Consider the following 14,418-nt stretch of genomic DNA (forward strand, 5'->3'; position numbering starts at 1 on the left):
TAAAAAGGGATTTTAACGCTTATATAATTTACGTTTTTATATATTTGCGTGTTAGACAAAAATTACATTTTTTAGAATAAAATATATGAGCGAAGAAATCAAGAAGGACAGTTATTCAGCAGATAGTATTCAGGCATTAGAAGGAATGGAGCATGTTAGAATGCGTCCGTCGATGTATATTGGAGATGTAGGAGTTCGAGGACTCCATCATTTAGTTTATGAGGTGGTAGATAACTCTATTGATGAGGCAATGGGAGGTCATTGTGATACGATTATAGTTGATATAAATGAAGATGGATCTGTTTCTGTTGAGGACAACGGTCGTGGAATTCCGGTTGGCATTCATAAAAAAGAAGGTGTTTCGGCATTAGAGGTTGTAATGACCAAAATTGGTGCTGGAGGGAAATTTGATAAAGATTCGTATAAAGTTTCCGGGGGACTACACGGTGTTGGGGTTTCTGTCGTAAATGCATTATCAAATCACTTAAGAGCAACCGTTCACAGTAGTGACGGAAAGGTCTACGAGCAAGAATATGAAAAGGGAAAAGCGTTATATCCGGTTAAACAAATTGGCGTAACTACAAAAAGAGGGACAATAGTCACTTTTTACCCAGATGAAAGTATTTTTACACAAACGACCGAGTTTTCATATGATACCTTGTCAGCGCGTATGCGTGAGTTGTCTTATTTGAACAAAGGGGTTACAATTACATTTACAGACAAAAGAGAAGTAGATAAAGACGGAAATTTTGTTTCTGAAATTTTTTATTCTACTGAAGGTCTTAAAGAATACATCCGATATTTAGATGGTAATCGTGAGCCAATTATAGCGCACGTTATTTCTATGGATAACGACAAAGGAGAAATTCCAGTTGAAGTGGCTTTGATTTACAATACAAGTTACACTGAAAATATTTTTTCGTACGTAAATAATATCAATACACACGAAGGAGGAACGCACTTGCAAGGTTTTAGAACGGGTCTTACCAGATCGTTAAAGAAATATGCAGATGCATCGGGAATGTTAGATAAATTAAAATTTGACATATCTGGTGATGACTTTCGTGAAGGACTTACCGCTATTATTTCAGTAAAAGTTGCTGAGCCACAATTTGAGGGACAAACAAAAACTAAACTTGGAAATAGAGAAGTTGTTTCGCCAGTAAGTCAAGCTGTTGGTGATATGATTGAGGCTTATTTGGAAGAAAATCCAAATGATGCTCGAATCATTGTTCAAAAAGTAATTCTTGCAGCCCAGGCACGTCACGCAGCCAAAAAAGCGCGTGAAATGGTTCAGCGTAAAACCGTAATGGGTGGTGGCGGATTGCCAGGTAAACTATCGGATTGTTCCGAACAAGATCCTGCAAAATGCGAAGTATATCTTGTCGAGGGAGATTCGGCAGGTGGAACGGCAAAGCAAGGTCGTGACCGTGCATTTCAGGCCATTTTGCCGTTGCGAGGTAAGATTTTGAATGTCGAAAAAGCAATGGTTCACAAGGTTTTCGAAAATGAAGAGATTCGCAATATATTTACGGCGCTTGGAGTTACGATTGGAACAGCCGAAGACAGCAAGGCTTTAAATATTGAAAAATTACGCTATCATAAAGTAATTATTATGTGTGATGCCGATGTCGACGGTAGTCATATTTCTACTTTAATCTTGACGTTCTTCTTTAGATTTATGAAAGAATTAATTGAAGAAGGTCATGTATATATTGCAGCGCCACCGTTGTATTTAGTTAAAAAAGGAAACAAAAAAGAATATGCTTGGAATGACTTACAACGTGACCAAGCAAATGAAAGAATGGGCGGAAGCGCAGGAATTCAACGATATAAAGGTCTTGGAGAAATGAATGCCGAACAATTATGGGAAACTACAATGGATCCAAGTTTTAGGACTTTACGTCAAGTAACTATTGACAGTTTGGCCGAAGCTGATAGAGTATTTTCTATGTTAATGGGTGATGAGGTACCGCCAAGAAGAGAATTTATTGAGAAAAATGCTGTTTATGCCAATATTGATGCTTAATTAAAACGTTTATTCGTTGATTTGGTTATTAGTTTAATCGATTCAATGATTAAACAAATAACCAAATAAATATAAAAAAATGAAAGTTACTATCGTAGGAGCAGGAAATGTAGGCGCAACGTGTGCAGACGTAATTTCTTATAGAGGAATTGCCAGCGAAATAGTTTTGTTAGATATTAGAGAGGGTTTTGCAGAAGGTAAAGCTTTAGATATTATGCAGTGCGCTACCAATACAGGTTTTAATACCAAAGTAGTAGGGGTTACCAATGATTATTCTAAAACCGCGGGAAGTGATGTAGTTGTTATTACATCAGGAATACCAAGAAAGCCCGGAATGACCCGTGAAGAATTAATAGGTATTAATGCAGGAATCGTTAAAACGGTTGCTGAAAACGTATTGAAACATTCGCCAGATACTATACTGGTTGTAGTTTCTAATCCTATGGATACCATGACATATTTAGCCTTGAAATCTACTGGATTGCCAAAAAATAGAATTATTGGTATGGGTGGCGCATTAGATAGTTCTCGTTTTAGAACGTATTTGTCTTTGGCGTTAGACAAACCGGCTAATGATATTTCAGCAATGGTTATTGGAGGACATGGGGATACTACTATGATTCCTTTAACAAGATTGGCTTCTTATAACGGAATTCCAGTTTCTCAATTTTTATCGGAAGAGGAATTGCAAAAAGTAGCTGCAGACACGATGGTTGGTGGGGCTACACTTACGGGTCTTTTAGGAACTTCGGCTTGGTATGCTCCAGGAGCTTCAGTTGCTTTCTTGGTCGACAGTATTTTGAATGACCAAAAGAAAATGATTGCTTGTTCTGTTTTTGTTGAAGGCGAATACGGTCAGGATGATATTTGTATCGGTGTTCCTTGTATTATTGGTAAGAATGGTGTAGAAGAAATTCTTGACATTACGCTCAATGAACAAGAAAAAGCCTTATTTGCTAAAAGTGCTGACGCCGTTAGACAAATGAATGATGCCTTAAAATCGATTTTAGCATAAAAAAACACAGATATAATAAGGAAGACTGCTAATATGCAGTCTTTTTCTTGAGATTAATCAATAAATTAATTGGTTAATCTTAACGTTAATTATATATTTGCTCGGTTTAAAAAAATGATGTAGTGCGAGATATTCTTTTTTGAATTTAAAAAATCGATGTCACGTCCCATTCTATAAGGTTTAAAGTAAAAACAAATAAATAAAAAATAATTAATTTTTAGTAATAATGCAGAATAAAGGACTTATTAAATTTTTCGCAATTCTATTTGCATTGGTAAGTATTTACCAACTTTCTTTCACTTTTGTGGCCAACAAAGTAAAAAGTGATGCAAAATCTTTCGCTGGTGGAAATCCTGAAAAAGAAGTAAAATATTTAGATTCTATTGGTAAAGAAAAAGTATTTAATCTTGGGTTTACTAATTTTACGTTTAACGAAGTTAGTGACAAACAAATCAACAAGGGACTTGACTTAGAAGGCGGTATTAATGTTATTCTTCAAATATCGGTAAAAGATATTTTAAAAGGATTATCTAATAATTCTAAAAATCCAGTTTTCAATAAGTCGTTGGCTGATGCAACTGCAAACCAAAAAGGAAATCAGACCTATCTAGATGCTTTTTATGATGCTTTTGATGCCAATTCGAAAGGTAATGTAAAACTAGCATCGCCCGATATTTTTGCTAACAGAAGTTTGCAAGGTGAAGGTGGCGTTGATTTTCAAATGACAGATGCAGAAGTAAAAAAGGTAATCTCCAGAAAAGTAGATGAATCCGTAGAAAGCGCTTTTGGAGTTTTAAGAAAACGTATCGATAAATTTGGGGTAACACAACCTAATATTCAAAAATTAGGAGAGTCGGGACAAATTCTCGTAGAACTTCCAGGTGCAAAAGATGTAGACAGAATTAAAAATTTATTACAAAGTACTGCTCAATTAGAGTTTTGGGAAACGTATAAAATTGAAGAAATGGGTACCTTTTTAATGGCTGCTAATGAGTCATTGAAAAAAACTGAAATCAAAACTACCGAAGTAAAACCAGTTGTAAAAGATTCTTTAAGTGCTTTGCTTACGGATTCTAAGGATTCAACTGCTGCTAAAACAGGAGAAAATCCTTTATTTGATAAAATTATCGGGCAAGGTGGAGGTCCAGTTTTAGGACTTTTCTCTCCAAAGGATACTGCAGTTGTAAACGGATATTTGAAAAGAGCAGACATTAGACTTTTATTAGCAGGTGACCAACGTTATGCGAAATTTGTTTGGGGTATACCAACAATTATTAAAGATGCTAAAGCTAAAGATATTGAAGTTTTAGAATTATATGCTTTAAAAGGAAACAGAGACAATGTGCCAGCAATGAGTGGTGGTGTTGTTACAGATGCTAGTGATACATTTGATCAATCGGGTAAACCAGCGGTTTCAATGCAGATGAACGGTCAAGGAGCTAAAGCTTGGGAAGAACTAACCGGTAGAGCATATACTCAAAAAAGTAATATTGCTATTGTTCTTGATGATGTAGTTTATTCTGCACCTGGAGTTTCTACAGGCCCTATTTCAGGTGGTAGATCTGAAATTTCAGGAGCTTTTGATATTACACAAACTAAAGATTTAGCGAATGTTTTAAGAGCAGGGAAACTTCCTGCGGCGGCGGATATTGTTCAGTCAGAAGTAGTAGGTCCATCCCTGGGTCAGGAAGCAATTGATAACGGAACTAATTCTGCTTTGATAGGTTTGCTTTTAGTATCACTTTGGATGATGATCTATTATGGTAAAGCAGGTTGGTATGCTAACCTTGCCTTGGCGGTTAACTTACTTTTCTTATTCGGAATTTTAGCGAGTATTGGAGCCGTACTTACATTGCCTGGTATTGCAGGTATCGTTTTAACAATGGGAACAGCGGTTGATGCGAATATCATTATTTACGAACGAGCAAAAGAAGAATTGCGTGCGGGAAAAACACTTGAAGAAGCTATTAAAACTTCGTACAGTTGGAGAGGGGCAATGTCATCAATTACAGATGCAAATGTTACGCATATTTTAACAGGAGCAGTTTTATTTATATTTGGTTCAGGACCAATTAAAGGATTTGCTACTACGTTATTGATCGGTATCATAACCTCTTTGTTTACTTCTATTTTTATCGCAAGAATTTTTATAGATTGGAATATAAGTAAAAAGAATAATTTAAGTTTTGTTACTAAGTTTTCTAAAAATATGTTTAACAATTTTCATTTTGATTTCTTAGGAGTGAAAAAATGGACGTATTTATTCTCAAGTATTGTAGTAATTATTAGTGTTATCTCTTTAGCTACAAACGGTCTTGATGAAGGTGTAGATTTTGTTGGAGGAAGAACCTTTCAAGTTCGTTTTGAAAAACCGATTGAAACAGAAATAGTAAAAGCGGAATTAGCAAAAGTTTTTGACGGTAGTGCTGAAGTAAAAGTTTTTGGTAGTCAGAATCAATTGAAAATTACTACTAAATATAAAGTTAAAGAGCATGGAAGTAAGGCTGACGAAGAAGTTAACAGGTTGTTATACGATAATTTGAAACAGCATTACTCAGCAGGATTAACTTATGATCAATTTATAAATGCATATGATGGTAAAAAAGTAGGTGTTTTACTGGCTTCAAAAGTAGGTCCTACCGTTGCTGAAGATATCAAAACCAATGCATATTGGGCTGTATTAGGTGCTATGCTTATCGTGTTCTTATATTTGATGATCAGTTTTAGAAAATGGCAATATAGTTTAGGAGCTATTGCAGCTGTAGCACATGATGTTATTTTTGTATTGGGTATTTATTCACTATGTTATAAATTTATGCCTTTTGGTATGGAAATAGATCAACATTTTATTGCTGCTATTTTAACTGTTATTGGGTATTCAATGAATGATACCGTTATTGTATTTGACAGGGTTAGAGAGTATTTAGCCGGAAAAACTAAAGGAACATTCGCTGATATTGTAAATCAATCCATCAACACTACCATGTCACGAACAATCAATACTTCATTAACAATGATTGTGGTATTATTGATCATGTTTATTTTTGGTGGGGAATCTATCAGAGGATTTATTTTCGCTATGTTAGTGGGTATCATCGTAGGAACTTATTCTTCGTTGTTTATTGCAACTCCAGTACTTGTAGATACAATTTCAAAAGAAGATAAGAGCAAGGTAGAAAAAGCTCATCAGGAAAGCTAAAAAAATCTTTTTACATAAATTTCAAAAAAAGAGATTCAGCGAAAGTTGAATCTCTTTTTTTATTCTATAAGGTCAATAGTAAACCATTATTTGGAAGGAAATTGATTGGTTGTAAAATTAATTTCATTTACAAAAAAAAACACTTCTTTTTTTAATTGTTTTAGGTATTCTAAGAGTTATAATAAACTACAATTAAACGATACCGTAAGCCAAACAAAAAATCTTTTTATAGGGAATCTTGCTTAAAAAACTACAGATGACTTAAAGCCTAAATTTGTCCTGTTAGTAATGCGCTGTGACCAGATTCAAATCCAGATAAATACTAAAAAATATTATTTGGTTGTTCATTTTCTTTATTAAATTGCTTCTAGTTTTTCTATCTCATTTATAATCAGTTAATATGTACTAACATATTTATTATGAATGTATAAAATTTATATATTTACTAAATATTTGTTAAAGCACACTACTTTTTTAATTGAAATTTAAACCTAACTAATAATGGAAAAATTTATTAAGTCTTTCGTTTTTATTTTTCTGATTACAATTTTATCAAATGCAATTGTTCACGCAAAAAGCAATTTTATTGGTTGTGGGGTTAAAAGTGAAGGATTAATTATCGACTATTTTTTTTTATCATTAGAAGCTAGTTGCCATTCTAAGGATACTTTAATATTTCTTAATACTGTAAGTAAAGAATTGGATTTTTTTGCTTCCCCACCAACAGTTACTTCCCCAGTTTATTATTGTCAAAACGCTACTGCTGTTGCTTTGACAGCCACAGCATCTTCCGGAGGAACATTGAATTGGTATGGAATAAACGCAACAGGAGGGACAGCATCAGCTACTGCACCAACTCCTTCAACAGCTGCCGTTGGCACAACGTCTTATTATGTTAGCGAAACTGTTGGAGGTATTGAAAGTACCCGTTCTAAAATTGATGTAATTGTTGTTGCTAATAATGGATCGAAGATTCTTCTTTTTAGATGTGATCCTTCGCAAATTTTACTTGCAGATAAATATTCTTCTGTTAATTTTGATTGGACAAATACTACAGGTGTACCCAATCAATATACATATAGTTATTCCATTGATGGAGCTCCTGCAATTACTGGGACTACAATTTTCTCCAGTTTACAGGTCTTTGGATTGTCACCAGGACAATCAGTTACTTTAACAGTATCGCATACTACATATCCATGTGATCGTTCAGTATTAACTTGTACTGTTCCTTGTCTTACTTTATCAACCCCAACTTTTAATCCTATAGCTCCTTTTTGTTCAGGGACTACTCCGGTACCCTTATTATCATTGGCTTCGAATGAAGGTATTACCGGAACTTGGTCACCAGCTCTTATAAACAATACGACGAGCGGAAGTTATGTATTTACTCCAAATCCAACTTTGTTTCCATGTTCTACCACACAAACTTTGAATGTGGCCGTTGTACCATTGGTAACACCAACATTCACCGGTATTCCAGCTACTGTCTGTCAAAATTCGACTCCGCCATTCTTGTCAACCACGTCGAATAATTCACCTGCTATTTCAGGTTTCTGGAGTCCTGCTACGGTGAATACGACTATGCTCGGAGCCACCACTTATACTTTTACACCTAACCCGGGTCAATGTACATCAGCTACACCCACTACTGTTTCTATAACTATTGTGCCTGTTGTAACACCTAATTTTGCGAATATTCCACCTTTTTGTTCAGGAACCACAGCGCCACTTTTATCTAACACATCTCCAAATGGTACTGTAGGTACTTGGTCACCGGCAATAATTAGTAATACAGTTAGCAGAAATTATGTTTTCACACCAAATCCTAATCAATGTGCCACAACTCAAACCTTAAGTGTAACTGTCACAGCAAAATCAGCTCCAAGCTTTGCGGCGATACCCGCTTTTTGTTCTGGAAGTGCAGCGCCAACTTTAGCAACCACTTCCCCAAATGGTATAACCGGTACTTGGTCGCCAGCAGCAATAAGTAATACTGTAAGTGGGAGCTATGTTTTTACACCTAATACTACGGAATGTGCTACAAACCAAACACTGGCAGTAACAGTTAATCCCCTTATTGTGCCTAATTTTATTAATTTTTCAATTTGTTCAGGTAAGCCAGCACCTAATTTGAATACTACATCCCCAAATGGAATTCGCGGAACTTGGTCTCCAGCGACAATTGATAATACAACTAGTGCCACTTATGTCTTTACTCCAAATCCTGGCCAAATGTGTGCGTCCACGGTTAAAACCATAAATGTAACTGTAAATCCATCCAATGCAATTACAAATTTAAATTGGACTGTTACAGATGCATTTGCCAAAAATCAAATAGTTACTGTTACGGATCCAGTGGGAGTGAATTATTTGTATCAACTGGATAACGGCCCTATTCAAGTAAGTACTGTATTTGAAAATGTTTCTTTAGGAACGCATTCCATTACTGTAAAACATGTAAATGGTTGTAGTGAATTTACAAATGATAATGTTCTAGTCATTAATTATCCTAAATTTTTCACGCCAAATGATGATGGATACAATGATACATGGAATGTTTTTACTTTACAAGAGCAATTAAATTCCAAAATTCTAATATTTGACCGTCATGGTAAATTTTTAAAAGAAATTTTTCCAAATGGTACCGGATGGGACGGCACGTATATTGGACAGCCAATGCCAGCCAATGATTATTGGTTCAGTATTGAATATATAGAACAGGACGTAGTCAAAAATTTTAAATCCCATTTTTCTTTAAAAAGATAAAAATAAAAACTTCCTAATTTAGAGGGTAATGAAATTAAAAGACATAGCAAAACACGAACGCTCCTCGACATCACATCTGAGATGGTATAAATTGTTTTCAAAAGCAAATACGTGAACATATGAACAGGCCTTGCTGCCGTGCGACCATTATTTTTACAGCATGTATTTAACAACGCATCGTAAAAATGATTACACTTAAAAATACATAAAAAAAGGAGTAAAAATCAAATTTTCCTACTCCTTTTAATTAATACTTTATTCCTAAAAAGACTTTTTTAATACCTTCTGATTTTAGGAAGCTTTTTTTACTTTATAACGCGAATTTGAAGTTAAACTTTTAGAGGTTTTTCGGCTGTAAAAATAAAATACAACCCTATAAATATAAAAGGAATACTTAACCATTGTCCCGTAGAAAATAACCCTAACGAACTCTCAAAACCACCTTGACTTTCTTTAACTGATTCTATTACAAAACGCACAGAAAATAAAAGGACTAAAAACATACCAAATATATATCCCGTTTTGTTTCTTTTTTCAGTTTTCCAATACAAGAAAAATAAAATTGCAAAAACAAAAATGTAACAAAAGGCTTCGTATAATTGCGTAGGATGTCTTGCTGGAACCTGCTCAAGCAATGACGCAAATTTTGGGTCAGTTGCGATCGCTGTATAGGCCTCTTTAGGATTTGCTATTTGCGTAGCATTGACAGCATCCATTGGACTGAAATGATCTTTGACAAATTTAATTCCAAATGTAGATGTAGTTTCATGACCAATTATTTCTGAATTGAAAAAATTCCCTAATCGTACAAAAATAGCGCCACTGGCGACGGGAATTACCACTCGATCCAAAATCCACATTTGTGGTTTTTTAAGTACATTTTTACTGTAAAAATACATCGCAATTATTATAGAAATAGCAGCGCCATGACTGGCTAAACCTTGGTAACCCGTAAATTCAAAAGTCGGAGAAAAACGAAACGGTAAAATGATTTCCAATACATGATTGCGATAATATTCCCAATCATAAAAGAAAACATGTCCTAAACGCGCACCAATTAAAGTAGCAAGTACAGTCCAGATAAACAAAGAATCTAGTTTCTCTATAGATTGTCCTTCACGTTCAAATATATGTTTCATTATGTACCAGCCTAATCCAAAAGCGATTACAAACATTAAGCTGTAAAATCGAATGATAAAAAAGCCTAAATCGATTCCTTCTGATGGATTCCAAACGATGTTTAAAGCGTGTGTCATTTAGTGTTAAATTTGTTAATTAGTCGTAAAAATAAAGATTTAAAGTACAATTTCGTATTTAAAAAAAGTTAATGTTTGTGATGGCACACTTTTTTTGGAACAGGATCATAGCCTGTTTTTCCCCAAGGATGACATCTCAAAATACGCTTCAATCCCAAAAATCCACCATAAAATAAACCATGGGTTTGTAATGCTTCAATCATATACGACGAGCAAGTAGGCTGAAATCTACAAGCTGCAGGAAGAAAAGGGGAAATTGCAACTTGATAAAACCGAATCAATACTAGAAATGGATAAACAATTATTTTTGACAACATGACTTTAGAATTGGAATTTAAAACTTCACATTTGTTAATCTTAATTATTTTACGGTATTAATTATAAACGTATTAGAGGAAACTAGATGTTAAAAGTAGTACCTTCTTTTCCGTCTTTCAGCTGAATTCCTAGTGCAATCAATTGATCCCTAATTTGGTCTGATAAGGCAAAATTTTTATTGTCGCGAGCTTGTTTTCTCATTTCAATAAGCATCGTGACCGTTCCTGCTAATCTGTCATTATTGCTATCCGAAATTTTTTCCTCTTCCAGACCTAGAACTTCAAAAATAAAACCGTGCATTGCTTTTTCGAAAGATTTTATATCCTCAGTATTTAATGTTTCTTTTCCATCTTTCAAGACATTTATAAAACGAACGCCTTCAAATAACTGTGCAATCAAAATGGGAGTATTAAAATCATCATTCATGGCGTCATAACACAACTGTTTCCAAGCCGAAATATCAATAGTGCTTTTTGTGCCCGCCGCAATGTCCTTTAACGCATTCATCGCTTCCATCAATCGTTTGTATCCTTTTTCTGCAGCAACTATGGCGTCATCAGAAAAATCAAGAATACTGCGGTAATGTGCTTGTAACATAAAAAATCGGGCTACTGATGCTGAAAAGGCTTTACTTAGAATAGTGTTGTCTCCAGTCAATATCTCTCTTGGCAAAATGTTATTACCAGTAGATTTAGCCATTTTTTTACCGTTTAATGTCAGCATATTGGCATGCATCCAGTAATTAACGGGAGTTTGACCGGTACACGCTTCATTTTGAGCAATTTCACATTCGTGATGCGGGAATTTTAAATCCATTCCGCCTCCGTGAATATCAAAATGATTCCCTAAATATTTTGTGCTCATGGCGGTACATTCTAGATGCCAACCCGGAAATCCATCACTCCATGGCGATGGCCATCTCATGATATGTTGTGGTTCGGCTTTTTTCCAAAGCGCAAAATCCTGTGAATTTCTCTTGTCACTTTGACCGTCGAGGTCACGAGTGTTCGCAAGCATATCCTCAATGTTTCGACCGCTTAATCTGCCGTAATGATTGGTTTCATTAAACTTTACTACATCGAAATAAACAGATCCATTGGCTTCATAACCAATTCCCTTTTCAATTATAGTTTTAATAATTTCAATTTGCTCAATAATATGTCCTGTGGCTGTTGGCTCAATACTTGGCGGTAAAAAATTAAATTCATTCAAAATATCATGAAAATCTACCGTATAACGCTGCACCACTTCCATGGGTTCCAGTTGCTCTAAACGTGCTTTTTTTGCAATTTTATCTTCACCTTCGTCAACATCATCCACGATATGCCCCACATCGGTAATGTTCCGAACGTAACGCACTTTGTAATCCAAGTGCAAAAAATATCTAAAAATTACGTCAAAAGACATGAATGTTCGCACATTCCCAAGATGTACATTACTGTAAACCGTAGGTCCACAAACGTACATTCCTACATTTCCTGCATGTATGGGGGTGAAAGTTTCTTTTTCTCCCGAAAGAGAATTGTATATTTTTAGAGTTTGGCTACTATATAATGACATTTTTTATTTTTTAAGAGCTTATTCCTGCTGTACGCTTAATCTTTTTTTGGCTAAAGACGCCATAAAAAGGATACCGCTACCATCAGGGCTAGGCTTTATCGGTAAAATGAATTTATTTCTATTTTAGAACTTTGTTTCTAATTTGATATAATCCAAAAACTCTCTTCGAGTTGCGTGGTCTTTAAATTTTCCGCCAAATTCTGAGGTCACAGTGCTACTTTCAATATCACTGACTCCTCTTGAGTTAACACAAAGGTGTTTGGCATCAATCACACAAGCGACATCTTTAGTCCCCAAAGCGATTTGTAATTCCTGAACAATTTGCATGGTTAAACGCTCTTGAACCTGAGGTCTTTTAGCGTAAAACTCTACAATACGATTCATCTTAGATAAGCCAATAACTGTTCCGTTAGAAATATAAGCTACATGAGCTCTTCCTATAATTGGTAATAAATGATGCTCACAAGTCGAGTAAACGATAATGTTTTTTTCAACTAACATTTCGCCGTATTTGTAATTATTGTCAAAGGTAGACGCTCTTGGTTTTTTTGCAGGATTTAAACCTGCAAAAATTTCTTTCACAAACATTTTAGCAACACGATTGGGCGTGCCTTTCAAACTATCATCAGTCAAGTCCATTCCAAGTGTTATTAGAATGCTCTCCACGTCCTTTTTTATTTTCTCAATTTTTTCATCATCAGACAAATCAAAAGCATCGTCTCTTACTGGATTTTGTGCAGATAAACTAAAATGATTATCTCCTATTTCGTCTTGAAATTCTTCGTTTTTTATCATTAAAAGCAACTATTATTGTGGGTGTAAATATTTAAGCGGTAAAGATAAATAATAAAAAGTAAAGAATTTCTATAGCTCATACTATTTAATGATGACTTTATAGCCTACAAAGTCAGTGGCTTGTTTCTATTGGTTATAAAAATCAAAAGGCACTAACACAATGATTACTGCCTTTTGATACAATATAAATTTTTTCGGCTATCGTTTAGCGCTAAAAAGCGACGCTTAATTTAGCCCTTTATTTGAATAGCGTTATAAACTGGAATAGCGGCTTTCAAAATAGATACTGCCGTAATTAAATCCTCTTTCTTTAATACGTAAGCTATTCGGACCTGATTTAATCCCATTCCTGGAGTCGAATAAAACCCTGCAGCGGGGGCTACCATTACAGTTTCACCATTTAAATCATAGGATTCTAAAAGCCATTGTGCAAAATTATCGGCATTGTCAATAGGAAGTTGTGCGATACAATAAAAAGCACCTTTTGGTTTTGATATTATAACACCTTCAATTTTATGTAGCTCATTTATTAATGTGTCTCTTCGCTCTCGATATTCTGAAATTACTTCATCAAAATAACTTTTTGGAGTATCAAGCGCAGCTTCACTCGCAATTTGTTCAACAGTAGGAGGGCTTAATCTTGCTTGTGCAAATTTCATAGCGGTAGCCATAAGTTCTTTGTTTTTAGAAACAATACAACCTATTCTTGCGCCACACATGCTGTATCTTTTCGAAACTGAATCAATCATAATAGCGTGTTCTTCAAGCCCGGGAACATTCATGACTGAATAATGGATATCACCATCATAGGTAAACTCACGATATACTTCGTCAGAAATCAAGAATAAATCATGTTTTTTTACTAAAGCTGCGAGCTTCATAATTTCTTCTTTCGAATATAAATAACCCGTTGGATTTCCGGGATTACAAATCAGGATAGCTTTGGTCTTCGGGGTGATAAGTTTTTCAAAATCTTCTACAGCTGGTAAAGCAAAACCTGTTTCAATAGTTGAAATTACTGGAACAACAGTTACACCGGACGCTGTTGAAAATCCATTGTAATTCGCATAAAATGGTTCTGGAATAATGATTTCATCTCCTTGATCCATTGTGCTTCCCATAGCAAACATTAGTGCTTCTGATCCACCAGTAGTGACAATGATGTCCTCAATATTTACTGAAATGCCTTGTTTGATGTAGTAGTTTGATAATTTTTTTCTATAGCTTTCATTTCCTGCTGAATGACTGTATTCCAGTATCGTTAAATCGATATTTTTAATAGCATTCATGGCAACTTCTGGCGTTTTGATATCCGGTTGGCCAATGTTTAAATGGTAAACTTTATGTCCTTTTTTCTTTGCAATTTCTGAGTACGGAACCAATTTTCGTATTGGCGATTCAGGCATTTGTTTGCCTTTGTTTGATATTTTTGGCATAGTCTTAATTATTGAATTGCAAATTTGCGATTTTTTTTTCG

The 14,418-nt window shown here is 34.8% G+C and carries 9 protein-coding genes and 1 pseudogene; 4 read left to right on the forward strand and 6 right to left on the reverse strand.

The annotated features are described in order from the left end of the window. The first annotated feature begins 85 nt into the window (after positions 1–85). The 4 genes from gyrB to ACNQGJ_RS11380 all read left to right on the forward strand — a co-directional run bounded on the left by gyrB (position 86) and on the right by ACNQGJ_RS11380 (position 9,012). On the forward strand, positions 86–2,029 hold the full coding sequence (gene gyrB, locus ACNQGJ_RS11365; protein ID WP_417972845.1) for a DNA topoisomerase (ATP-hydrolyzing) subunit B: 1,944 nt from the start codon (positions 86–88) through the stop codon (positions 2,027–2,029). Positions 2,030–2,108: 79 nt separating this feature from the next. Continuing rightward, a complete protein-coding gene (mdh, locus tag ACNQGJ_RS11370) occupies positions 2,109–3,044 on the forward strand; it encodes a malate dehydrogenase (protein ID WP_417972846.1) in 936 nt (311 codons plus the stop codon). A gap of 226 nt (positions 3,045–3,270) precedes the next feature. Further along, on the forward strand, positions 3,271–6,243 hold the full coding sequence (gene secDF / locus ACNQGJ_RS11375) for a protein translocase subunit SecDF (protein WP_417972847.1): 2,973 nt from the start codon (positions 3,271–3,273) through the stop codon (positions 6,241–6,243). A gap of 501 nt (positions 6,244–6,744) precedes the next feature. Beyond that, positions 6,745–9,012: a T9SS type B sorting domain-containing protein gene (locus ACNQGJ_RS11380; protein ID WP_417972848.1), complete on the forward strand. Its 2,268-nt coding sequence runs from the start codon at positions 6,745–6,747 to the stop codon at positions 9,010–9,012. Positions 9,013–9,042: 30 nt separating this feature from the next. Here the strand turns inward: ACNQGJ_RS11380 and ACNQGJ_RS11385 are convergent. The 6 genes and pseudogenes from ACNQGJ_RS11385 to ACNQGJ_RS11410 all read right to left on the reverse strand — a co-directional run. Then, a pseudogene (locus ACNQGJ_RS11385) lies at positions 9,043–9,194 on the reverse strand (transposase); the annotation flags it as partial. Between the two features lie 147 nt (positions 9,195–9,341). Beyond that, complete coding sequence (gene lgt / locus ACNQGJ_RS11390) at positions 9,342–10,268, reverse strand: prolipoprotein diacylglyceryl transferase (RefSeq protein WP_417972849.1); 927 nt, start codon at positions 10,266–10,268, stop codon at positions 9,342–9,344. Positions 10,269–10,336: 68 nt separating this feature from the next. Then, positions 10,337–10,585 carry a membrane protein insertion efficiency factor YidD gene (yidD, locus tag ACNQGJ_RS11395; RefSeq protein WP_417972850.1) on the reverse strand — a complete coding sequence of 83 codons (249 nt, stop codon included), beginning with the start codon at positions 10,583–10,585 and terminating at the stop codon, positions 10,337–10,339. Between the two features lie 82 nt (positions 10,586–10,667). Next, a complete protein-coding gene (cysS, locus tag ACNQGJ_RS11400; RefSeq protein WP_417972851.1) occupies positions 10,668–12,146 on the reverse strand; it encodes a cysteine--tRNA ligase in 1,479 nt (492 codons plus the stop codon). 123 nt (positions 12,147–12,269) lie between these two features. Beyond that, positions 12,270–12,941, reverse strand: coding sequence for a GTP cyclohydrolase I FolE (gene folE, locus ACNQGJ_RS11405; protein ID WP_417972852.1), 672 nt, complete (start codon positions 12,939–12,941; stop codon positions 12,270–12,272). A gap of 230 nt (positions 12,942–13,171) precedes the next feature. After that, entirely contained in the window at positions 13,172–14,377 is a 1,206-nt protein-coding gene (locus tag ACNQGJ_RS11410) for a pyridoxal phosphate-dependent aminotransferase (protein ID WP_417972853.1), read from the reverse strand. Positions 14,378–14,418 lie beyond the last annotated feature (41 nt).

The organism is Flavobacterium cryophilum (assembly GCF_048286555.1).
Classification (GTDB): domain Bacteria; phylum Bacteroidota; class Bacteroidia; order Flavobacteriales; family Flavobacteriaceae; genus Flavobacterium.